Below are 21,396 nucleotides of genomic sequence, written 5' to 3' on the forward strand. Positions count from 1 at the left end.
GACGAAGGATCGCAGGAGAAGAAAATGCGTTGGGCCTGGGTGTTGGCGGCAACCGCACTGGCGCTTCCGGTGGCTGGCGGCGCGCAGCTTGCCTCGGAAAAGTCGATATCGTTCGTGAAGCGCGACGGACGCTGGTCGCCGGTGCCGCTGATCTGCGACGCGACCAACCGCGACCGCGTGCTGGTGCTCGGCGCGCCGGGGCCGGACCGGCAGATGGACCTCATCAGCTTCGCCAAGCCGGACCTCACCGCGCGGCGCATCGCGGTGCGGCTCGGCGCGGGCGATCCGGGGGCGGGGCAGATCTATTATCCGCTATTCAATCTCGTCGGACGCCAGGTCGGCAACGTCCATGCGATCAACCCCGGCATGGTCGAGCCGGGCGCGACGACGCCGACCGTCACCTCGATCACGCTGGGGCGGGAAACCACCAACTGCCGCTTCGCCGCGCAGACCCGCGTGCTGGGCATCACCGGGCGGCGCTCGATCCAGATCGTGCGGACGGAGCGCAACGGCTATCGCTACACGAGCTATAATTTCGACAGCGACCTGCCGGAGGTGACGCAGCCGTGGGGCGGGCAGGATACGCGCGCCTCGCTCACCATCGATGGCGGGCGGCTGGTCGACCGGAGCGGCGGGCGGCGCATCTATGAATTCGCCAATCGCGGCTTCGTCTATCGCGTGATGGTGTCGGTCGAGCCGGGCCACGCCGGCGGCGGCGTCGAGGTGACGCAAAATGGCCGCACGGTGCTGCGCGAGGCGTTCGGGGCCTATACGGCGGCGTTGCAGTAAGAAGGCAAGGGCGCCCCGCGAAAGGGCGCCCGAGCGGTAGGCCTCAGGCCGCTACAGCTTCCTTCAGCTTGTCGACCAGATCGGTCGCTTCCCAGGTGAAATGCGTGCCGTCCGAATCGCGGCCGAAATGGCCGTAGGCAGCGGTCCGGGAATAGATCGGCGCGTTGAGCTTCAGATGCTCGCGGATGCCCTTGGGCGTCAAGCGGACGAGCTTGGGCAGCACCTCCTCCAGCTTCGCCTCCGGCACGGTGCCGGTGCCGTGGGTGTCGACATAGACCGAAAGCGGCTCGGCGATGCCGATCGCATAGGAAAGCTGGATCGTCACCCGCCGCGCAAGACCCGCCGCGACGACGTTCTTCGCCAGATAGCGCGCGACATAGGCGGCCGAACGGTCCACCTTGGTCGGGTCCTTGCCGCTGAACGCACCGCCGCCGTGCGGGGCCGCGCCGCCATAGGTGTCGACAATGATCTTGCGGCCGGTGAGGCCGGCGTCGCCGTCCGGGCCGCCGATCTCGAACAGGCCGGTCGGGTTGACGTAGATCTTGTCCTCCGCCGGCAACCAGCCCTGTGGCAGAACGTCCGCGAACACGCCCTTAACGTAATCGCGCAGCTTCTTCTGCCCCGCGTCGTTCGACAGCTCCGCCGAATGCTGCGTCGAGACGACCAGCGCGGTGGCGCGCACCGGCAGCTCGTTCTCATATTGAAGCGTCACCTGGCTCTTGGCGTCCGGCTCGAGGAACGGCGCCTTGCCGGAGTGGCGATCCGCCGCCATCCGCTCGAGGATCTTGTGGCTGTAATAGAGCGTCGCGGGCATCAGGCCGGGCGTCTCGTCGGTGGCGTAGCCGAACATGATGCCTTGATCGCCCGCGCCCTCGTCCTTGTTGCCGCTTTCGTCCACGCCCATCGCGATATGCGCGGACTGCGGGTGGAGGTTGTTCGAGAAATCGAACGTCTTCCAGTGGAAGCCGGACTGCTCATAGCCGATCCGCTTCACCGTCTCGCGCACGGTGCGCTCGATCTCGTCGAGGATGCCGGGCGCCCAGTTGCCGTTCGTATCCATGATGCCCCTGCCGCGGATTTCGCCCGCCAGCACCACCTTGTTGGTGGTGGTCAGCGTTTCGCAGGCGACGCGCGCTTCGGGGTCTTTCGACAGGAACAGATCGACGATCGAGTCGGAAATCTGGTCGGCAACCTTGTCCGGGTGGCCTTCGCTGACCGATTCGCTGGTGAAGATGAACGACTGACGCATGATCGCTCCAATTAACTTAACGATATAAAGATAGCTTTATATGCGCCCTAGCGACGGCGGCGGCGGAAGGCAACCGCCGTACCGGCCAGCAGCAGCGCGATCGCCAGCGCCGCCCAGTTGCCGACGCGGGAGAACAGGGTGGGCGGCGCGGGGGGGGGAATCGCCACCTCGATCGCGCCAGCCTTCTCATGCGGCACGTTGGCGATCAGGCGGCCGTCGGCGGCGATCACGGCGGAGATGCCGTTGGGAGTCGCACGGACGATCGGCAATCCTTCCTCGATCGCCCGCATCCGCGCCTGCGCCAGATGTTGCGGCGGCCCCCATTTGCCGAACCACGCATCGTTCGACGGGTTGAACAGCAGGCGCGGGCGGTGCGCGCGGTCGATCACCTGCCCGGAGAAGATGATCTCATAGCAGATCTGCACCCCGATCGCGCCGAAGCCGGGGAGGGTGAGGTCGCGCGGCCCCGGCCCGTCGGCGAAGTCCATGTCCCCCGGCACCAGCCGCGCGAGGCCGAGCGGCTTCAGCAGCCACGGCATCGGGAGATATTCGCCATATGGTACGAGATGCGCCTTGTCGTAGCGCCCCACGATCCGCGCGGACGGGTCGATCGCGAACACCGAATTGGTCGCGGTGGTGACATTGCCGTTGCGGTCGAATTGCAGCGCGGTGCCGCCGGTCAGCAGCATGTCCCCCGGCCCGAGCAGCGCGGCCATGCGGCGGCGTATATAATAAGGGCTGGACTGGAAGCCGTAGGCGTAGGTGGGATAGCCGTCCTCGATGAAGTCGCGCACCACCCCCTCGGGCCATAGCAGCAGGCGGGGCGCGGTGCCGGGAGTGCCGGAAAGCGCCGAGAGCTTGCGGAGCAGCAACTCACCGTCGCTCTCGCCGCGCTGGTCCTGCGAGACGTTGGGCTGCACGACGACGAGGCGCGGGGCGGCGGCGCGCGGGGCTAGAGGAGCGGCGCGGTAGCTGAACGCCTGCGCGACGATCAACGCGGCCAGCGCGACGCCCGCCCCCATCCACGGCAACGGCCGGCGCGGCAGGAGCAGGAGCGCGCCCGCCAGCGCCACCGTCAGCCCCGACAGCGCATAGGTGCCGATCCACGCCGTCAGCGCCGCGACCGGCTGTACGGGCACCCAGATCACCCCGAGCGGGTCCCATGCATAGCCGGTGAACATCACGCTGCGCAGCCACTCGCTCGCGATCCAAGCCGCGCCGAAGCCGAGCACATAGCATGCGTTCGTCCGCGCCCCGCGCAGCCGCCATGCAAGGCCAGCCGCGAGCGCCGGATAGACCGCGAGATACAGCGCCAGCGCGACGGGCGCGGCATAGCCGAGCAGCGGCGGCATCTTGTCCTGGAAATCGAAGGCGTGCTGGAACCAGTTGTCGTTGATCGTGAAATGCCCGACCCCGAACACCCAGCCGAGCCACAGCGCCTGCCTCGATGAAGCCGCGCGCCGGACCAGCCACATCCACGCCGCAACACACGCCAGCGTCAACGGCCACCAATCCAGCGGCGCGAAGCCGCAGGCCGCGAGCGCGCCGAGCAGGAGGGCGATCGGGGCAGGGCGCCGGGCGAGGGAGATCATCGTCAAACCTTCGTCGATGCGCGCTACATTGTCCCGCGCGGGCGGTTCATGCGGGAGGCGCGGGAAGGCTTCAAGTCCGGGGTGACGAATAATCGCGCCGGGTGTATGATCGAGGCATGACACTACGCCCGTTTCATCTCGCCTTTCCCGTCCACGATCTTGCCGCCACGCGCGCCTTCTACGGCGACGTGCTCGGCTGCCGCGAGGGGCGGTCGAGCGAGCGCTGGATCGATTTCGACTTCGGCGGCCATCAGATCGTCGCCCATCTCGACGATTCGCTGCGCGCACCGGAGGCGTCGAACCCGGTCGACGGGCATGACGTGCCGGTGCCGCATTTCGGCGTCGTGCTGACGATGACGGACTGGCGCGCGCTTGCCGCGCGGCTGGAGGCGGCGGGCGTCGCGTTCGGCATCGCGCCGCATATCCGCTTCGCCGGCCAGCCCGGCGAGCAGGCGACGATGTTCTTTCGCGATCCTTCCGGCAACGCGCTGGAGTTCAAGGCGTTTGCCGATGACGCGATGCTGTTCGCGACCGGCAGGGAGGAGATCGCAGCATGACTGCCCCGATCGAAGTGGATGTGCCGCACCGGCTGGGCAAGACGGCGGCGCGGGAGCGTATCTCGAACGGCTTCGGCAAGCTCGCCGATTTCGTGCCCGGCGGCGCGATCACCGAGCATCGCTGGGAAGGCGACTCGCTGCACTTCACGGTGGAGGGGCTGGGGCAGCGCGTCTCGGCGCGGATGGACGTCAGCGACGCCAACGTCCATTGCACCTTCACGCTGCCCGCCTTCCTGTCGATGTTCTCCGACCGTATCCGCGCCAAGCTGGAGCGCGAGGCGCCGAAATTGCTCGAATAGGGGCTTATTTCGCGCTCACCCGCCAGACGCGGTTGCCCACATCGTCCGCCACCAGCAGCGCGCCGGTCCTGTCGATGATGACCCCGACCGGGCGGCCCTGCGCCTCGCCATCCTTGTTCAGGAATCCGGTCAGCACGTCGATCGGTTTCGCGTCCTTGACGGGCCAGCCGGTATCGCCGAACGGCACGAACACCACCTTGTAGCCGGACAGCGGCTTGCGGTTCCACGAGCCATGCTCGCCGATGAACGCGCCGTTGGCGAATTCCGGCCCGAGCCTGGCGTCCTCGGCGAAGGTCAGCCCCAGCGCCGCGACGTGCGGGCCGAGCGCATAGTCCGGCCGCTTGGAATATTGCTGGAGCGGGGCATTGCCCGGCTCGACCCGCCGGTCAGGATAGCCGCCCCAATAATACCACGGCCAGCCGAAATGGTCGCCCATCTCCACCGCCGTCAGATAATCCGGCGCAAGATCGGAGCCGATCATGTCGCGCTCGTTGACGACGGTCCAAAGCTCGTGGCTGTGCGGCTCCAGCGCCATGCCGTTGGGGTTACGCAGCCCAGCCGCGTAGATGCGGTACGTCTTCTCCTTCGGCCATACCTGGAGGATGTTGGCGCGATAGCGCTCCGCCGCCAGCCCGTTGTCGGCGATGTTCGTGGACGAACCGACCGAGACGTACAGGGTCTTGCCGTCCTCCGCCGGGATGACGTTGCGCGCCCAGTGATTGCCGCCACCGCGCAGCTTGATCACCAGTTCCGGCCTGGCGGTCACCTTGGTCATGCCCTCGGTATAGGGCACGCGGACCAGCGCATCGGTGTTCGCGATGTAGAGCTGGCCGTCGAACAGCGCCATGCCGGACGGCGAGTTCAGCCCGGTCATGAACACCGTCTTTACCTCCGGCACGCCGTCGCCGTTCGCGTCGCGCAGCAGGGTGATGCGGTTGGCGGAAGGGACGCCCGCGCCGGCACGACCCATCAGGAAGCCCATCACCTTGTTGGCGATGCCGCCGGCCTCGCGCGGCGGCGAATTGCTCTCCGCGACGAGCACGTCGCCGTTGGGCAGGCGATAGAGCCAGCGCGGATGCTCCAGCCCGGTGGCATAGGCGGCGACGGTCAGCCCCGCCGCCGCGACCGGCTTCGCGTCGCCCTGCCAGCCTACCGCCTTCGCCACGTTCATCGTGGGAATCCACTGGGCGCGAGGATCGGTGATCTCGGGGCGCTGGCCCTCGACCCTGGCGATGTCGAGCCGGGCGGTGTCCGGCCAGGCGATCCACGCGATGATGGCGATCGCCGCCAGCACGACGAGGCCCGATACGATGAGGATATGTCTGCGCATCGCGCGACGATAGGCGCGCGATCACAGCGACGGAAGGGGGCAGGTGTGCGGGGCCGCGATCAGCCCTGCGCATCCTCCGGCGCGGGGCGGGGCGGGTGGAGGCGGACGCGGTTGACGCGCCGCTCGTCCGCGTCGACCACCTCGATCCGCCAGCCGCTCGGGTGGAGGATGCAGGCGCCCGGCTCCGGCACACGGCCCGCGAGCACCGCGGTTAGCCCGCCGATCGTGTCGACGTCGCTTTCGGCATCGCCAAGCCGGGGATCGACCGCCTCGCCGATATCCTCCAGCTCGACCCGCGCGTCCGCTTCCCACGCGCCGCCGTCGAGCGGGACGAGCAGCGCCTGCGGCGCCTCGTCATGCTCGTCCTCGATCTCGCCGACGATCTCCTCGATCAGGTCCTCGATCGTCACCAGCCCCTCGGTGCCGGAATATTCGTCGAGCACGATGGCGAGATGCACGCGCGTCTGGCGCATGTCGGCGAGCAGATCGAGTGCGCCGCGCGACATGGGGACGAACAGCGGCTGGCGGATCAGCCCGGCGATGCCAGCCGGACGTGCATCGTCGGCGGCGAGGATCGCGAACACGTCCTTCAGATGGACCATGCCGATGATCGTATCGAGTTTCTCGCGATAGACCGGCAGTCGGCTGACCCCCGCCTCCGCGAAGACGCGGACGAGATCGTCGAAGCCGGTCCGCTCCTCCACCGCGATGATATCCGCGCGCGGCACGCCGACGTCGCCGGCATCGCGCTCGCCGAAATGGAGCAGGTTGCGCACCATCTGCCGCTCCAGCAGCGTCAGATCACCCTTGGCATCGGGGCCGGGATCATCCTCGTGGCGGTCGATCGCGTCCTCGAGCTGGTCGCGCAGCGTATCTTCCTGGCCGTCGCCGAAGATCAGGTTGCGCAGGCCGCGCCAGATGCCGCTTTCATGGGAATCGCCGTTGCCGGCGCTACTTCGGTCCTCGGGCAAGTCAGTCCTCGCGGATGGCATATGGGTCTGCGACGCCGAGGTCGCCAAGGGCGTCGCGTTCGATCGCTTCCATCGCATCGCCCTCGTCGTCGGTCAGATGGTCGTAACCTAGCAGATGCAGCGTCCCGTGCACGATCAAATGCGTGAGATGCGCGTCGAACGTGACGTCGCGCTCCGCCGCCTCGCGCGCGCACACGCCGTATGCCAGCACGATATCGCCGAGCAGCAATTCGCCGTCGTCGGTGTTCTGATCGACCGTTTCGATCAGGTCGGGTTGCACCATCGGGAAGGACAGGACGTTGGTGGGCTTGTCCTTGCCGCGATACTGGCGGTTGAGCCGATGCACCTCCTCATCCGAGGTGAGGCGCACGCTCACCTCGACCAGCGCGGGCACGGTGGCCAGTTCACCATTGGGCGTCCGCGCAACCGCCGCGCGCACCGCCACGTCGGCCAGCGCCGTCCAGTCCCGGTCGGGCCAGGGCTGCTCGCGGCTCAGTTCGATCTGGATCATATCCGGTCCCTATGCGCGATTTCGGTTCCCGCGTCCCGGAGATGCGGTATGCCGGTTCGCGGATCGACCAGCGTCACGTTATGCGCCGTCTGGATGCGCCATTCTCCCTCGCGGCGCGTCACCACCGCGACGAGTAATGTATCGACCTGATGCGGGCCGGCTGGATGCGCGGGGCCGGCGGAGAGTCGCGACCAGAAATGCAGGATCGCCGCATCGTCGGATAGCGGATCGACGTCCGGCGCATCGTTGGCCAGTGTCGAATCGCTGTAGATGGTCGCGTGGATCGACGCATGGCCCGCAACGATATCCTCCACCCCGCGCCAATACGTGCCGAAGCGGTTCACGAAGGTCGCGTCGGTGTGGAACAGCGCCCCGAAAGCCCGCATGTCGTGCGCGTTCCATGCGTCCTCGAAGCGCTGGACGACCGTGGCCGCTGATCCCGTGTCGCTCAAGCCTCGCCCTCATAGGCTTCGACGATCCGCCCGACGATCGGATGGCGCACCACGTCCGCGGCGGTGAAGCGGCACATCGAAATGCCCTCGATCCCCTCCAGCCGGAAGGTCGCGTCGGCCAGCCCCGACGCGCCGATGCCGGCGGGGAGGTCGGTCTGGTTCGGATCGCCGCAGATCACCATGCGGCTGTTCTGGCCGAAGCGGGTGAGGAACATCTTCATCTGCGCCGGCGTGGTGTTCTGCGCCTCGTCGAGGATCACGAAGGCGTCGGCGAGTGTGCGCCCGCGCATGAACGCGATCGGCGCGATCTCGATCTCGCCCGAGGCGATGCGGCGCTCCACCTGCTCGGCGGGCAGGCAATCGTAGAGCGCGTCGTAGAGCGGGCGGAGATAGGGATCGACCTTCTCCTTCATGTCGCCGGGCAGGAAGCCCAGCCGCTCGCCAGCCTCCACCGCCGGACGCGACAGGATCAGCCGCTGCACCGATCCGGTGATGAGCTGCGCCACCGCCTGTGCCACGGCGATATAGGTCTTGCCCGTGCCAGCCGGGCCGAGCGCGAAGATCATGTCGTGGGTGGTCAGCTCGCGCATGTAATGCGCCTGCGCCGGGGTGCGCGGGACGATCGTCTTCTTGCGCGTGCGAATCATCACCGAAGGGGCGGGCGCGCGCTCGGCCGAGACGATGCCGTCGAGCGTCGGCTCCGCCGCCATCGCGATCGCGGCGTCCACCAGCCCGGCGTCCACCTCCTCGCCGCGCTGGATGCGGGCGTAGAGGTCGTTGAGCACGTCGCGCGCCATCGCCACCTGCTCGGCGGTGCCTTCCAGCCCGATGCGATTGCCGCGCGCGGTGATGTAAACGCCGAGCCTGTTTTCCAGCGCCACGAGGTTCTGGTCGTATTGACCGAACAGCCGGGAAAGCAACTGGGGCTTGTCGAACAGCACGTCCACCCGGCTGCGTTCGCCGGAATGGGCGGGGACGGGCTTGCGGCTCATGCGCCTCCTTCGATTCTCGCCATCATGGCTCGCCCACAAAGTGCGGCGCGCGCCGGCTTGCCGCAAGCGCTAATGGCGAAGGATTTCATTACTGTGTCTCCGCTGCATCACGCGGCGGCGACCGAGACCGGCGGAGACGGGATTTCCCGCGCGGTGAGCGAATTGGGGCCGGCGCTGAGCAACTCGACCTCGACGATCGAGCCGATCGGCGCGTCGGTTTGGAGATGCACCGATTGCAGCCACGGCGATTTGCCGAGCATCTGGCCCGGCAATTTGCCGCGCCGCTCGATCAGCACGGCGCAGCGCCGCCCGACCGATGCCTTGTTGAAGGCGAGCTGATCCCGGTTGAGCGCTTCCTGAAGCCGCTGGAGCCGCTCGTCCATCACCTCCGGCGCGATTTGGCCGTCCATCGTCGCGGCGGGCGTGCCGGGGCGGGGGCTGTATTTGAAGCTGAACGCCTGCGCATGTCGCACCTCGTCGATCAGGCTCAGCGTCTCCGCAAATTCCGCCTCCGTCTCGCCGGGGAAGCCGACGATGAAATCGCCCGACAGCGCGATATCGGGCCGCGCGGCGCGGACGCGATCGAGCACGCGCAGATAGCTGTCGCGCGTGTGGCTGCGGTTCATCGCCCTGAGCACACGGTCGCTGCCGGCCTGCACTGGCAGGTGAAGGAACGGCATCAGCTTCTCGACATCGCGATGCGCGTCGATCAGCTCCTGCGTCATGTCGTTGGGGTGGCTGGTGGTGTAGCGGATGCGCGCCAGCCCGGCGATCCGGTCGAGCGCGCGGATCAGGTCGTGCAGCCCGCGCCCGTCGTCGTCGCTCCACGCGTTGACGTTCTGCCCCAGCAAGGTCATCTCGCGCGCGCCGGCATCGACCAGCGCCTTCGCCTCGTCGACGATCTCGCCGAACGGCCGGCTCGTCTCCGCGCCGCGCGTATAGGGGACGACGCAATAGGTGCAGAATTTGTCGCAGCCTTCCTGCACCGTCAGGAAGGCGGTCGGCCCCACCTTGCGCCGCGCTGGCAGCGCGTCGAACTTGGAGAGCACCGGCATGTCTGTATCGAGCGCCGCCTCGCCCTTCGCCGCGTCCGCCACCAGCTTCGGCAGGTTGTGATAGGCCTGCGGACCCACCACCACATCCACCTTCGCGCGGCGCACGATCTCCTCACCCTCGGCCTGCGCGACGCAGCCGGCGACGGCGATCATCTTGGCGGGGTCGTCCTTCCGCAGCCGGCCGATGTCGGAATAGACCTTTTCGGTCGCCTTCTCGCGGATATGGCAGGTGTTGAGCACCACCAGATCGGCGCTGGCGGCATCGACGGTCGCGGTCAGCCCTTCGGCGGCCATCAGCTCGGCCATGCGCTCGCCGTCATAGACGTTCATCTGGCAGCCGAACGACTTGACGTGGAATGTCCGGGGCGGGGTCTTGCTCATCGCGGCGCCTATACAGGCGTGGGTGGCGGATCGCCACCCGCCGCCGCGATCCGCGCGCGCGCCTCCGCCGCAACCGCCTTTCGGCCGGGGAAGTCGCGCGGGTCGAACGGGTCGCAGAAGTGGAGCGTCGCGGTGAAATGGCCCGGCCGGCGCATCACCCGCCGCGCATGATCCTGTCCCGGCTCGTCGCCGACCCACGCCAGTTCGCGCGTCGCCGCGCCGTAATCGACCCGCACCGGCTGGACCAGCACGCCGGGCGGCGGCGGATCGAGCACCGCGAGCAGCGCCGCCTTGAACGGCAGCAGTTCCGCACCGTCACCGGTGGTGCCTTCCGGGAAGATGGTGATCGCCCATGTCTCCGCCAGCGCCTCGCGGAGCTGGTTGATTTGCCCGGCGATGCCCAGCCGGTCCTCGCGGCGGACGAATATGGTGCGGTTGAGCGTGCAGAGCCAGCCGACCACCGGCAACCCGCGCACCTCCGCCTTGGCGACGAAGGCGCTGCCGTTGGCGCCGGCGAGAATAGGGATGTCCATCCAGCTCAGATGGTTGGCGAGGAACACCACGTCGCGTTTGAGCGGCGTGCCGATCACCCGTCGCCGCGCGCCGATGATCCGGCCCATCGAGCCGAGGAACCATTTCGGCCAGGGAGAGGGGAGGCGGAGCAGCCGCCACAGCAGATGCAGCGGCACCGCCACGATCAGGGCGGCGACGATGCCGGCCAGTCTCAGCCGGGCGCGAACAGTCAGTCCTCGCGGCTCAGACTGACGCCGTAAAGCTCCATGCGGTGATCGACCAGCCGATAGCCCAGTTTTTCCGCGATCTGCTTCTGAAGCTGCTCAAGCTCGGGATCGACGAACTCGATCACCTTGCCGGTTTCCACGTCGATCAGATGGTCGTGATGTGCCTCGGGAGACGGTTCGTAGCGCGCGCGGCCGTCACCGAAATCGTGACGATCGAGGATTCCCGCCTCCTCGAACAGCCGCACCGTGCGATAGACCGTGGCGATCGAGATGCCGGGGTCGATCGCGGACGCGCGCGCATAGACCTTCTCGACGTCCGGATGATCCACCGCCTCGGACAGCACGCGCGCGATGACGCGCCGCTGCTCGGTGATGCGCAGTCCCTTTTCGTGACACAGGGCTTCAAGATCGATCTTCAGGGGCATGGTAGCAATGTAATACCCAAAGCCTGTTGCGAAAAGCGAAAGCGACTCGCAATTACGGATTAAGCGGAAATTACAGGCCGATCCGCGCCAGCAGCACGTCGAGCAGCCGCGCATCGGATGGCGCGCCGGCATCCGGGCCGAACCCGCCGCATTCGATGCACGCCGCCTGCACGCCGCCGCCGGTCACCAGTCGCTTCACGTCGCCGATCGCACGCGCCACCAGCGCGCGACGCTCCCACGCCACGCGGGCGAAGGCGTCGGCCGGCGCGGCGCTGTCGTCGTCATTGTCACGGTTGAACTGGCGCGCCAGCTCGGCCGCCCAGCCCGGCTTCTTCTCGAGATAGGTGACCTGCACCGTCGCCGGATCGAGCTTCGCGCGCTTCGCCGCCTCGGCCACCGCGTCCTTGAGCGTGCCGAAGCGGTCGATCAGCCCGAGTTGCCGCGCGGTGCCGCCGATCCACACGCGGCCCTGCGCGATCTCGTTCACCTTGTCGACCGGCATCCGGCGCGATTGCGAGACGCGGGCGAGGAACTGTGCATAGCCGTGGTCGATCGCGGACTGGAACACCGCGTCGGTCACCGGATTGGTGCCGCCCATCATGTCGGGCTGGCCGGAAAGCGGCGTGGTCTTCACGCCATCGGTGGTCACGCCGATCTTCGCCAGCGTGTTCTCGAAGGTGGGGATGATGCCGAAGATGCCGATCGATCCAGTGATGGTCGAAGGTTCCGCGAAGATCACGTCGCCCGGCGTCGATACCCAGAAGCCGCCCGACGCAGCGACGCCGCCCATCGAGACGACCACCGGCAGGCCCTGCTTCTTCGCCTCCAGCAGCGCGAGCCGGATGCGTTCGGACGCGGTGACCGATCCGCCCGGCGAATCGACACGCAGGACGAGCGCCTTCAGCTTCTTCTTCGCAAGGCCGTCGTAGATGAACTTCGCGATGGTATCGCCGCCGGCGGTGCCGGGGCCAGCCTTGCCGTCGACGATATCGCCGGCGACGGTGACGATCCCGACATCGCCGCTCTTGGGCAGTGGATGGGCGTCCAGCCAGGCGTCATAGTCGATCGTCCTGAACCAGCCGGCCGGCTTGCTGCTGTCGCCCCCCGCGAGTTCGGCGACACGACGGCCGAAGGCCACGCGATCCCCGAGCTTGTCGACGATGCCGTCGGCCAGATTGGCCTGCGCGATATCACCGTGCGCCGTCTCCACCACCTTGTCCGGTGCGGTGAGCCATTCGGCGATCTTCGCCTTGGGGCGGACGCGGGCGATCGCTTCCTTCCATTGGTCGAACAGGCCATTCTGGAGGACGGTGGCGGCTTCCTTCGCCTCCGGGCTTTGCCCGGTGCGGGTATAAGGCTCGACGAACGATTTGTACTTGCCGACGCGATAGACGTGCGCGTTGACGCCCAGCTTGTCGATCAGCCCCTTGTAATAGAGCTGGCTGCCGCCCGGCCCCGCGAAGATCGTGCCGCCCATCGGGTCCATCCACACCTCGCTCGCGGCGGAGGCGAGGCGGTAGCCGCCGTCGGTATAGCCGGTCGCGAAGGCGAGGACGTGCTTGCCGGCGGTGCGCGCACGGACCAGCGCGTCAGCCACCTCGCCGAGCGCGGCCGGATAGGCGCCGCCGAAATGATCGAGATCGAGCACGATCGCCTTGACGCGCGCATCGTCCCTCGCGTCGTCGATCGCGCGCACCACGTCGCGCAGGCGATATTGGCGCATCGCGCCCTGCTTGCCGCTCAGCATCGCGAGAGGCGCGACTTCCTCCGGCTGTTCGACGATCGACCCGTTGAGGTTGAGCAGCAAGGCCCCGTCCTTCACCGCCGAGGCCGACGGGCGGCTGTTGAGCGCCGCGAACAACAGGCCAAAGAACAGCAGCATCGCGACGAGCACCAGCGCGTCCTTGATGCCCACCAGCAGTTTCCACGCACCGCGCACGAGGCTCATCGCGATCGTCACTCCAGATATTCGCGATCCGCTTTAGCGCGAAGTGTATGGCTCGGGCAATACGCTTGCCTGCGCGCCCTGCGCCTCCCGCGCCCGAAGAAAACCGGGACGCGCCGACAGGCGTTCCCAATAGGCGGCGATCGCCGGCTGCAGGTCGGCATCCAGCCCCAGACCGCGCGCGAGCAGCAGGGCATAGCCGACCGAGATATCCGCGCCGGTGAACCGCTCCGCCACCAGCCACTCGCGACCGTCGCCAAGCGCCCGATCCACTGCGCGCAGGCGGGAGCGATACCATTGTGCGTAATCGTCCGCCGCCTGCGGCAACCGGCGCTCCGGCGGCTCCATCCTGCGATAGCGGAGCACCAGCGTCTGCGGGAAGGTCAGCGTCGCCTCGCCGAAATGCAGCCAGTTGAGCCACGCGCCATAATCCGCCTCGTCCGCCGTGACAGCGATCGGGGTCGGCCCGTGGCGGACGGCGAGATATTCGATGATCGCGGCGGATTCGGTCATCCGCGTCTCGCCGTCGATCAGCAAGGGAATGGTGCCGAGCGGATTGCGTTCGAGATAGTCGGGCTGGCGGATGCGCGGCGGGAAGGGGAGAAGGTGAAGGCGATAGGGGAGGCCCATCTCCTCCAGCGTCCACAATGCGCGGAAGGAGCGTGCGTCGGCGCAATGCCACAATTCGATCATGCCCGTTCAGTCCTCGCCCGCCCTCATCGGCCCGCCGCGTGATCGGGATCGAGCGCGGGAACGGAACGCGCGGCCTCTCGCGGATCGATGCCGGTGCGCGGGCCGGCGGGCAGCCGCTCGTCGCCGTGCATCGCCCGCGCCGCGCGCTGGATCGCGTCGATCAGCCGGGGATAGATGCCGCAGCGGCAGATATTGTCGATCGCCGCCGCGATCGCCTCTTCGCTCGGCGCGCGTTCGCGCTTGATGAGTACGGCGGCGGCCATCGTGATGCCGGGAATGCAATAGCCGCACTGCGGGACGTTGGCGTCGATCAGCGCGAGCTGCACCGGATGGCTGCGCTCGCGCGACAGCCCCTCGATCGTCGTGACGAACGTGCCCTCGGCCTGCTCCAGCGTAAAGCGGCAGGATTTCACCGCCTTGCCGTCGACATCGACGATGCAGGCGCCGCAGCTTCCCGTGCCGCAGCCGTATTTCGTGCCGGTCAGGTTCGATGCGTCCCGCAGCGCCCACAACAGGGGCGTCCGCGGGTCCATGCGATATTCGATCGCCTCGTTGTTCACCGTCAGCTTGGGCACGCCGCGATGAATAGGCCAGGCGCACCGCCGGCGCCAAGCACGTTCCGATCGCTGCGCGCGGGATTTACGGTCTTGTCATCCTGTTTGTTGTCGGCTTTGTCTGCCGTCTGTGGCGTCCATCGCGCGCCGGGGAGGAAATCTGGGCATATGCACGTCGATACACGTTCGACCGCCGCCAGCGGTGATGCCGCGCACGGCTATGACGCGCCGGACCTGCGCGTGTTCGTCTTTGCGCTGTTCTTCATCTTCGGCGGGATCACCAGCCTCAACGACGTGATCATTCCGAAGCTGAAGGAGCTGTTCACGCTCAACCACGCGACGGCGATGCTGGTGCAGACCGCGTTCTTCCTCGCCTATGCCTTGTTCTCGATCCCCGCGGCCGCGATCGTGCGCCGGTTCGGCTATATGCGCACGGCGTCGATCGGGCTGGTGATGATGACGGCGGGGTGCCTTTTGTTCATCCCGGCATCGTCGCACGCGGCGTTCGGCATGTTCCTCGCCGCGCTGTTCGTGCTCGGCGCGGGTATCACGATCGTCCAGGTCGTCGCCAATCCGCTCATCTCGCTGCTCGGCAAGCCGCAGACGGCGCACAGCCGCCTGACCTTCGCGCAGGCGTTCAATTCTCTCGGCACCACGCTCTTTCCGCTGGCCGGATCGGCGCTGATCCTCGGCGGCCTCGCCCATGTCTCGGCGGCGTCGCTGACGGGCGCGGCGCTCGACGCCTATCGCGCGGAAAGCTCGCGGGCGATCGTCCACACCTATATCGGCCTTGCCATCGCGCTAGTGGTGATCGCGGCGGTGGTGTGGACGCGCCGCAACCGGCTGCGCGAGGAGCAGGACGAGGGCGGCGGCATGTTCCACGCCTTCTCCCTGCTCTCTCGCCCACGTTTCGCCTTCGGAGTCGCCTGCATCTTCCTTTACGTGGGGGCGGAGGTCTCGATCGGGTCGATGATCGTCAATTACCTGATGCAGGGCGATGTATGGGGCGTTCCCGACAAGGTCGCGGGGAATCATGTGCCCTTCTACTGGGGCGGCGCTCTGCTCGGGCGGTTCGTCGGCGCCTGCGTGCTGACGCGCGTTTCGCCAGGCAAGGTGCTCGCGGGCGTGGCGACCGGGGCGATCACGCTGATCCTGATCTCCGCCAACACCGCCGGGCTGATGTCCGGCTGGACGCTGCTGGCGATCGGATTGATGAACTCGATCATGTTCCCGACGATCTTCAGCCTCGCGAGCGAAGGGCTGGGCGCACGGGCGGCGGAAGGCTCGGGCGTGATCGCCACCGCGATCGTCGGCGGCGCAATCGTCCCGCCACTGACCGGGCATCTCGCCGACGTCACCGGCAGCCTGCATTTCGCGCTGCTGCTGCCGGCGCTCTGCTACGGAGCGATCCTCGCTTACGGCATCTACGCCCGCCGTCCGGCGCAGGGGATCGCCGCGGACTGACCTTTCAAAGACCGAGCGCGGCGACCTCCGCGTCGTCGAAACCAAGCTCGCGCAATACCTCCGCATCGTGTCGCTCGCCGGCCATCACCGGCGCGACGGTCTCGCTCTTCGAATAGCGCGGCGCCGGGGCCGGCTGGCGCACGCCGCCCGCCTCGACGAAGGTACCGCGCGCGCGATTGTGCGGATCGTCCCACGCCTCGTCGAAGCCAAGCACCGGCGCGAAACACACTTCATGCCCCTTGAACGCCGCGACCCATTCGTCGCGCGTCCTTGTCTTGAACAGCTCTGTCAGCTCGGCCTTGAGCGCCGGCCATTGCCGTGCATCCATCTGCGCCGCCCATTTCTCGTCGGAAAGGCCCATGACGTTGCGGAATTCGGCATAGAATTGCGGCTCGATCGCGCCGAGCGAGACGAAGCGGCCGTCCTTCGTCTCATAGGTGTCGTAGAAATGCGCGGCGGTGTCGAGCAGGTTGGCCCCGCGCTCGTCACTCCACCGCCCCATCGCGCGGAACGACCACATCATCGACATCAGCACCGCCGAACCGTCGGTCATCGCCGCGTCCACCACCTGACCCTCGCCGGTGCGCTGCGCATGGAGCAGGGCGGCGAGCATCCCGAAGGCCAGGAACATGCCGCCGCCGCCGAAATCGCCGGCGAGGTTGATCGGCGGCGTGGGCTTCTCGCCCTTTCGCCCGAGCGCGTGGAGCACACCGGAGATCGCGATGTAATTGATGTCGTGCCCCGGCTCAGGCGCCATCGGCCCGGTCTGCCCCCAGCCGGTCATGCGGCCATAGACGAGCTTCGGATTGTCGGCGAGCAGCACATCCGGTCCCAGACCAAGCCGCTCCATCACACCGGGACGAAAGCCCTCGATGATCGCATCCGCCGATTTGACGATGCGGCGCACTGCCTCGATCGACTTCGGGTTCTTCAGATCCAGCCCGATCGACTTTCGGCTGCGCAGCAGCGCGTCCTTGGTGTCGATCGACAGCGCGTCGCCACGTACCGGGCGGTCGATGCGGATGACCTCCGCACCGTGATCGGCCAGCATCATGCCCGCAAACGGTCCGGGGCCGATTCCAGCGAACTCTATCACGCGGATGCCGGAAAGGGGCGGGGTGCTCACGATGCGTCTCTCCTCGATATCTGCGCCACGCCTATAACGGGTGGGCGCGGCGGACAAGCGCGACATGACAAATGTTACGCTCGCCCACCCTTGTCTTTGCGGGCCGCCCGGCCCATCAGATCGCGCCATAACGAAAGACAATAGGGGATCATCGGAAATGAGGTCGCGTATCAGGAGCCTGCGCCTGTTCGCCGGAGCGGCAGCCGCATTGTCCCTGGCGGCGTGCGGCGCGGACGGCGAGCGGCCGAAGACCGCGTCGAGCACCCCCGCCAAGGCCGGCACGCCCTATCCGCGCGATCCGTATCCCTCGACCTATCACACCTATCCCGGCGTCCCGACGCTGGTGCGCAACGTCACGGTGTTCGACGGCGAGGGCGGGCGGATCGACAATGGCGCGGTGCTGTTCGCTGACGGCAAGATCGTCGCGATCGGCCAGACACTCGATGCGCCGGCAGGGGCGAGCGTGATCGACGGGCAGGGCAAGTGGATCACCCCCGGCGTGATCGACATCCACAGCCACTTGGGCGACTATCCCAGTCCCGGCATTCGCGCCCTATCCGACGGCAACGAGGCGACCGCGCCAGTCACCGCCGATGTCTGGGCGGAACATAGCGTGTGGCCGCAGGACCCCGGCTTCGGTCGCGCGCTTGCCAATGGCGGGGTGACGACGCTCCAGATCCTGCCCGGCTCGGCCAATCTGTTTGGCGGTCGCTCGGTGGTACTGAAGAACGTCTATGCCCGCACGGTGCAGGGGATGAAGTTCCCCGGTGCCGGCTACGGCCTCAAGATGGCGTGCGGCGAGAATCCGAAGCGCGTCTATGGTTCCAAGGGCCGCGAACCTTCGACCCGCATGGGCAATATCGCGGTCGATCGCGCGACCTGGGCGAAAGCGCAGGCCTATAAGCGCAAGTGGGACAAATATGAGCGTGACGGCGGCGATCCGCCCGAGCGCGATATCGGCATGGACACGCTGCGCGGCGTCCTCGCCGGCGAGATACGCGTGCAGAACCACTGCTATCGCGCTGACGAGATGGCCAACGTCCTCGATATGGCGAAGGAGTTCGGCTACAAGGTGACCGCCTTTCATCACGCCGTGGAGGCATACAAGATCGCCGACCTGCTCAAGGCGACCGGCACCTGCGCCGCTGTCTGGGCCGATTGGTACGGCTTCAAGATGGAAAGCTATGACGGGATCGGCGCCAATCTCGCGCTGCTGGAAAAGGCCGGCGTCTGCGCGATGATCCATTCGGACGACGCCAATGGCATCCAGCGGCTCAACCAGGAGGTGGCGAAGGCGCTGGCATCCGGCCGCCGCGCGGGAGTCGACATTCCCGATGCGGTGGCGTGGAAATGGCTGTCGCTCAACCCGGCCAAAGCGCTCGGCATCGACGACAGGACCGGGAGCCTGAAGGCGGGCAAGATGGCCGATGTAGTGTTATGGAATGGCAATCCGTTCAGCGTCTATACCCGGCCGGAGAAGGTGTGGGTGGACGGCGCTCTGCTCTATGACGCCAATGATCCGAAGCGACGGCCGGTGAGCGATTTCGAGCTTGGCCAGCCCGGCGAAGGAGACGTGAAATGATCCGCGCCTTCCTTCTTTCCGCCGCCGCGCTGATCGCATTGCCGGCGGGCGCGCAGACCGTCGCCGTTACCGATGCGACCGTCGCGCTGGGTGACGGCAGCGCGCCGATCCGCAACGGCACGGTGGTGTTCCGCGACGGGCGGATCGTCTCGGCGGGCGCTAATGTCGCGGTGCCGGCGGGCGCGGAAGTGGTCGACGGGCATGGCAAATGGGTCTCGCCCGGCCTGATCGCCGGCTTCACCGATCTCGGTTTGCAGGACGCGGGCGGGATCGAGGAGAGCAACGACACGGCGGCGCGCGGCAGCCCGTTCGCCGCCGCGATCGACGTATCGACCGCGATCAATCCGGCCGGCGCGAAGATCGGCAACGAGCGGCTCGCCGGCATCACCCGCGCGCTGGTCGCGCCCGACGCCGGCGGCTCGATCTTCGCCGGGCAGGGGGCGGTGATCGACCTCGGCGACGATGCCGATGCCGTCACGCGGCCGCGTGCGTTCCAATATGTCGAGCTTGGTGAGCATGGCGCACGCGAGGCGGGCGGCAGCCGGCCGGCGGCGTATGCGCTGTTCCGCGACGCGCTGGCGCAGGCACAGGACTATCGCGGCAACCCGGCCGCGTTCGGCGGGCGCGAGCGCGCTTCGCTGCTCAAGCGCGGCGATGCCGAGGCGCTGCTCAAGGTGATCGACGGGCAGATGCCGCTCGTCGTGCATGTCGAGCGCGCCAGCGATATCCGCACGGTGTTGGGACTGGTTCGCGACTATCCCAGGCTGAAGCTGGTGCTGACCGGCGCGAGTGAAGGCTGGTTGGTCGCGCGCGAGATCGCCGCCGCGAAGGTGCCTGTGGTCGCCGCCGCGCTCGCCGACCTGCCGGAGAGCTTCGAGGCATTGGCCGCGACCGAATCGAACGTCGGCCGGATGCGCGCCGCCGGGGTGCAGGTGGCGCTCTCCGCCGCCGGCGCGTCGGGCGGCGAACGCAACATCCGCCAATATGCCGGCAATCTCGTCGCGATCACCCGTATTCCCGGCGCTACCGGGCTGGATTGGGGGCAGGCGCTGGCGTCGATCACCTCCGGCCCCGCCGCCGCGTTGGGGCTGGAGGGCGAACTTGGCTCGCTCAAACCGGGCCGGCGCGCCGACGTCGTGCTGTGGGACGGCGATCCGCTGGAGATCGAATCACAGCCGGTCGCGATCTGGATCGACGGCCGGCCGCAGCCGATGCGCTCGCGCCAGACCGAATTGCGCGATCGCTACCTGACCCCGACCGAAGGGGTTTTGCCCAAGGCCTATGATCGGCGCTAATATGCCGCCCTGCTTATTGCCGGAGTCTCCGCGTGTTCCTGAATTTCCTCGATGAACTGCGTAGCGCCGGCATCCCGGCGAGCATGAAGGAGCATCTGCTGCTGCTGGAAGCGCTCGACAAGGAAGTGATCGAGCGCACGCCGGAGGATTTCTACTACCTCAGCCGCGCAGTGTACGTGAAGGACGAAGGCCTGCTCGACCGCTTCGATCAGGTCTTCTCCAAGGTCTTCAAGGGGATCGAGACCAGCTATGCGCAGACCGGCGTGGAAATCCCCACGGACTGGCTGAAGGCGGTCGCGGAGAAATATCTCACGCCCGAGGAAATGGAGGCGATCAAGTCGCTCGGCTCCTGGGACGAGATCATGGAAACGCTCAAGAAGCGTCTGGAAGAACAGCAGAAACGCCACGAGGGCGGCAACAAGTGGATCGGCACCGGCGGCACCTCGCCCTATGGCAATTCGGGCTATAACCCCGAAGGCGTCCGCATCGGCGGGGAGGGCAAGCAGAAGCGCGCGCTCAAGGTGTGGGACCAGCGCGAGTTCAAGAACCTCGACAGCACCCGGGAGTTGGGCACGCGCAACATCAAGATCGCGCTCCGCCGCCTCCGCAAGTTCGCGCGCGAGGGCGCGGCCGACGAACTCGATATCGACGCGACGATCGACGGCACCGCGCGACAGGGCTGGCTCGACGTCCATATGCGCCCCGAGCGTCGTAATGCGGTGAAATTGCTGCTGTTCCTGGACGTCGGCGGCTCGATGGATCCGTTCATCAAGCTGTGCGAGGAACTGTTCTCCGCCGCGACCAGCGAGTTCAAGAACCTCGAATTCTTCTATTTCCACAACTGCCCCTATGAAGGCGTGTGGAAGGACAATCGCCGCCGCTTCTCGGAACGCACGCCGACCTGGGACGTGCTCCACAAATTCCCGCACGATTACAAAATCATATTCGTCGGCGACGCGGCGATGAGCCCGTATGAGATCACCCATCCCGGCGGCTCGGTCGAGCATTTCAACGAGGAATCCGGCGCGGTGTGGATGCACCGGCTGACCACCACTTATCCGGCGGCAGTTTGGCTCAATCCCGTGGCGCAGGCGCAATGGGGCTATTCGCAGTCGACCAAGATCATCCGCGAATTGCTGAACAACCGCATGTTCCCGCTGACGCTGGAAGGGCTGGACGATGCGATGCGCGAGCTGTCGCGCAAACGGTGATGGCGGAGAGGGTGGGATTCGAACCCACGGTGAGCGTGAACCCACGGCGGTTTTCAAGACCGCTGCCTTAAACCACTCGGCCACCTCTCCGGGTGCGTGGCCCGCGCGCTGTGGCGTGCTGCGACGGCATGTGCAAGTCCGGCGATGACTTGCTGTTTCACAATCCCGGCGCACCGTGCAAGA

The 21,396-nt window shown here is 67.3% G+C and carries 21 protein-coding genes and 1 tRNA gene; 7 read left to right on the plus strand and 15 right to left on the minus strand.

Features of this window, described 5'->3' with window-relative positions; genetic code table 11:
- Positions 1-24 precede the first annotated feature (24 nt).
- Entirely contained in the window at positions 25-789 is a 765-nt protein-coding gene (locus F9288_RS15795; protein ID WP_174837666.1) for a hypothetical protein, read from the plus strand.
- A gap of 43 nt (positions 790-832) precedes the next feature.
- Here the strand turns inward: F9288_RS15795 and metK are convergent, their stop codons facing one another.
- Positions 833-2,038: a methionine adenosyltransferase gene (gene metK / locus F9288_RS15800; protein WP_174837667.1), complete on the minus strand. Its 1,206-nt coding sequence runs from the start codon at positions 2,036-2,038 to the stop codon at positions 833-835.
- A gap of 47 nt (positions 2,039-2,085) precedes the next feature.
- Positions 2,086-3,630 (minus strand): apolipoprotein N-acyltransferase, encoded by a 1,545-nt coding sequence (gene lnt / locus F9288_RS15805; protein ID WP_174837668.1) that lies wholly within the window; start codon positions 3,628-3,630, stop codon positions 2,086-2,088.
- Between the two features lie 116 nt (positions 3,631-3,746).
- Here lnt and F9288_RS15810 point away from each other — a divergent pair, with 116 nt between their 5' ends.
- Together F9288_RS15810 and F9288_RS15815 are read left to right on the plus strand one after the other, a co-directional pair.
- Positions 3,747-4,187, plus strand: a complete 441-nt coding sequence (locus F9288_RS15810) for a VOC family protein (RefSeq protein ID WP_174837669.1) — start codon at positions 3,747-3,749, stop codon at positions 4,185-4,187.
- Positions 4,184-4,486 (plus strand): polyhydroxyalkanoic acid system family protein, encoded by a 303-nt coding sequence (locus F9288_RS15815; RefSeq protein WP_174837670.1) that lies wholly within the window; start codon positions 4,184-4,186, stop codon positions 4,484-4,486. Before F9288_RS15810 ends, F9288_RS15815 begins: the two co-directional genes overlap by 4 nt.
- 4 nt (positions 4,487-4,490) lie before the next feature.
- Here the strand turns inward: F9288_RS15815 and F9288_RS15820 are convergent, their stop codons facing one another.
- The 11 genes from F9288_RS15820 to F9288_RS15870 all read right to left on the minus strand — a co-directional run bounded on the left by F9288_RS15820 (position 4,491) and on the right by F9288_RS15870 (position 14,556).
- Positions 4,491-5,816, minus strand: coding sequence for a sorbosone dehydrogenase family protein (locus tag F9288_RS15820; RefSeq protein WP_174837671.1), 1,326 nt, complete (start codon positions 5,814-5,816; stop codon positions 4,491-4,493).
- Positions 5,817-5,875: 59 nt separating this feature from the next.
- Positions 5,876-6,808 carry a hemolysin family protein gene (locus tag F9288_RS15825; RefSeq protein WP_174837672.1) on the minus strand — a complete coding sequence of 311 codons (933 nt, stop codon included), beginning with the start codon at positions 6,806-6,808 and terminating at the stop codon, positions 5,876-5,878.
- On the minus strand, positions 6,789-7,298 hold the full coding sequence (gene ybeY, locus F9288_RS15830; protein WP_174837673.1) for an rRNA maturation RNase YbeY: 510 nt from the start codon (positions 7,296-7,298) through the stop codon (positions 6,789-6,791). Before ybeY ends, F9288_RS15825 begins: the two co-directional genes overlap by 20 nt.
- The gene (locus tag F9288_RS15835; RefSeq protein WP_174837674.1) at positions 7,295-7,750 is read right to left on the minus strand and encodes an SgcJ/EcaC family oxidoreductase; all 456 of its coding nucleotides are present in this window, start codon (positions 7,748-7,750) and stop codon (positions 7,295-7,297) included. Before F9288_RS15835 ends, ybeY begins: the two co-directional genes overlap by 4 nt.
- Positions 7,747-8,742: a PhoH family protein gene (locus tag F9288_RS15840; protein ID WP_174837675.1), complete on the minus strand. Its 996-nt coding sequence runs from the start codon at positions 8,740-8,742 to the stop codon at positions 7,747-7,749. The genes F9288_RS15835 and F9288_RS15840 overlap by 4 nt, the downstream gene beginning before the upstream one ends.
- Positions 8,743-8,849: 107 nt before the next feature.
- Positions 8,850-10,190, minus strand: coding sequence for a tRNA (N6-isopentenyl adenosine(37)-C2)-methylthiotransferase MiaB (gene miaB / locus F9288_RS15845; RefSeq protein WP_174839124.1), 1,341 nt, complete (start codon positions 10,188-10,190; stop codon positions 8,850-8,852).
- Entirely contained in the window at positions 10,187-10,867 is a 681-nt protein-coding gene (locus F9288_RS15850) for a lysophospholipid acyltransferase family protein (protein ID WP_368076159.1), read from the minus strand. The genes miaB and F9288_RS15850 overlap by 4 nt, the downstream gene beginning before the upstream one ends.
- Before the next feature lie 53 nt (positions 10,868-10,920).
- Positions 10,921-11,343 (minus strand): Fur family transcriptional regulator, encoded by a 423-nt coding sequence (locus F9288_RS15855; RefSeq protein ID WP_174837676.1) that lies wholly within the window; start codon positions 11,341-11,343, stop codon positions 10,921-10,923.
- A gap of 70 nt (positions 11,344-11,413) precedes the next feature.
- Positions 11,414-13,291, minus strand: a complete 1,878-nt coding sequence (gene sppA, locus F9288_RS15860; RefSeq protein WP_174839126.1) for a signal peptide peptidase SppA — start codon at positions 13,289-13,291, stop codon at positions 11,414-11,416.
- Between the two features lie 33 nt (positions 13,292-13,324).
- A complete protein-coding gene (locus tag F9288_RS15865) occupies positions 13,325-13,981 on the minus strand; it encodes a glutathione S-transferase family protein (RefSeq protein WP_174837677.1) in 657 nt (218 codons plus the stop codon).
- Positions 13,982-14,004: 23 nt separating this feature from the next.
- Positions 14,005-14,556 (minus strand): (2Fe-2S)-binding protein, encoded by a 552-nt coding sequence (locus tag F9288_RS15870; RefSeq protein ID WP_174837678.1) that lies wholly within the window; start codon positions 14,554-14,556, stop codon positions 14,005-14,007.
- A 147-nt stretch (positions 14,557-14,703) separates the two neighbouring features.
- Here F9288_RS15870 and F9288_RS15875 point away from each other — a divergent pair, with 147 nt between their 5' ends.
- The gene (locus tag F9288_RS15875; protein ID WP_174837679.1) at positions 14,704-15,999 is read left to right on the plus strand and encodes a sugar MFS transporter; all 1,296 of its coding nucleotides are present in this window, start codon (positions 14,704-14,706) and stop codon (positions 15,997-15,999) included.
- Positions 16,000-16,003: 4 nt separating this feature from the next.
- Here F9288_RS15875 and F9288_RS15880 read toward each other — a convergent pair whose 3' ends face one another.
- Positions 16,004-17,125 carry a CaiB/BaiF CoA-transferase family protein gene (locus F9288_RS15880; RefSeq protein WP_174837680.1) on the minus strand — a complete coding sequence of 374 codons (1,122 nt, stop codon included), beginning with the start codon at positions 17,123-17,125 and terminating at the stop codon, positions 16,004-16,006.
- Positions 17,126-17,282: 157 nt separating this feature from the next.
- Between F9288_RS15880 and F9288_RS15885 the strand changes: the two genes are divergently transcribed.
- Genes F9288_RS15885 through F9288_RS15895 form a run of 3 tightly spaced genes read left to right on the plus strand, consistent with a single transcriptional unit; the run spans position 17,283 to position 21,213 of the window.
- Entirely contained in the window at positions 17,283-18,707 is a 1,425-nt protein-coding gene (locus F9288_RS15885) for an amidohydrolase (RefSeq protein WP_174837681.1), read from the plus strand.
- The gene (locus tag F9288_RS15890; protein WP_174837682.1) at positions 18,704-20,002 is read left to right on the plus strand and encodes an amidohydrolase family protein; all 1,299 of its coding nucleotides are present in this window, start codon (positions 18,704-18,706) and stop codon (positions 20,000-20,002) included. The genes F9288_RS15885 and F9288_RS15890 overlap by 4 nt, the downstream gene beginning before the upstream one ends.
- Positions 20,003-20,034: 32 nt before the next feature.
- Positions 20,035-21,213: a VWA domain-containing protein gene (locus F9288_RS15895; RefSeq protein ID WP_174837683.1), complete on the plus strand. Its 1,179-nt coding sequence runs from the start codon at positions 20,035-20,037 to the stop codon at positions 21,211-21,213.
- Here the strand turns inward: F9288_RS15895 and F9288_RS15900 are convergent.
- Positions 21,214-21,303: transfer RNA gene (locus tag F9288_RS15900), tRNA-Ser, on the minus strand.
- Positions 21,304-21,396: the final 93 nt, after the last annotated feature.

Source organism: Sphingomonas sp. CL5.1, assembly GCF_013344685.1.
Classification (GTDB): Bacteria; Pseudomonadota; Alphaproteobacteria; order Sphingomonadales; family Sphingomonadaceae; genus Sphingomonas.

Excerpts from the sequence above, each read along its gene's own strand:
- F9288_RS15840 (WP_174837675.1), bottom strand. The coding sequence starts at position 8,742 with ATGAGCCGCAAGCCCGTCCCCGCCCATTCCGGCGAACGCAGCCGGGTG.
- F9288_RS15815 (WP_174837670.1), top strand. The coding sequence starts at position 4,184 with ATGACTGCCCCGATCGAAGTGGATGTGCCGCACCGGCTGGGCAAGACG.
- F9288_RS15795 (WP_174837666.1), top strand. The coding sequence starts at position 25 with ATGCGTTGGGCCTGGGTGTTGGCGGCAACCGCACTGGCGCTTCCGGTG.
- F9288_RS15865 (WP_174837677.1), bottom strand. The coding sequence starts at position 13,981 with ATGATCGAATTGTGGCATTGCGCCGACGCACGCTCCTTCCGCGCATTG.
- F9288_RS15810 (WP_174837669.1), top strand. The coding sequence starts at position 3,747 with ATGACACTACGCCCGTTTCATCTCGCCTTTCCCGTCCACGATCTTGCC.
- F9288_RS15890 (WP_174837682.1), top strand. The coding sequence starts at position 18,704 with ATGATCCGCGCCTTCCTTCTTTCCGCCGCCGCGCTGATCGCATTGCCG.
- F9288_RS15825 (WP_174837672.1), bottom strand. The coding sequence starts at position 6,808 with ATGCCATCCGCGAGGACTGACTTGCCCGAGGACCGAAGTAGCGCCGGC.
- F9288_RS15875 (WP_174837679.1), top strand. The coding sequence starts at position 14,704 with ATGCACGTCGATACACGTTCGACCGCCGCCAGCGGTGATGCCGCGCAC.
- F9288_RS15820 (WP_174837671.1), bottom strand. The coding sequence starts at position 5,816 with ATGCGCAGACATATCCTCATCGTATCGGGCCTCGTCGTGCTGGCGGCG.
- sppA (WP_174839126.1), bottom strand. The coding sequence starts at position 13,291 with ATGAGCCTCGTGCGCGGTGCGTGGAAACTGCTGGTGGGCATCAAGGAC.
- F9288_RS15885 (WP_174837681.1), top strand. The coding sequence starts at position 17,283 with ATGAGGTCGCGTATCAGGAGCCTGCGCCTGTTCGCCGGAGCGGCAGCC.
- lnt (WP_174837668.1), bottom strand. The coding sequence starts at position 3,630 with ATGATCTCCCTCGCCCGGCGCCCTGCCCCGATCGCCCTCCTGCTCGGC.
- metK (WP_174837667.1), bottom strand. The coding sequence starts at position 2,038 with ATGCGTCAGTCGTTCATCTTCACCAGCGAATCGGTCAGCGAAGGCCAC.
- F9288_RS15855 (WP_174837676.1), bottom strand. The coding sequence starts at position 11,343 with ATGCCCCTGAAGATCGATCTTGAAGCCCTGTGTCACGAAAAGGGACTG.
- ybeY (WP_174837673.1), bottom strand. The coding sequence starts at position 7,298 with ATGATCCAGATCGAACTGAGCCGCGAGCAGCCCTGGCCCGACCGGGAC.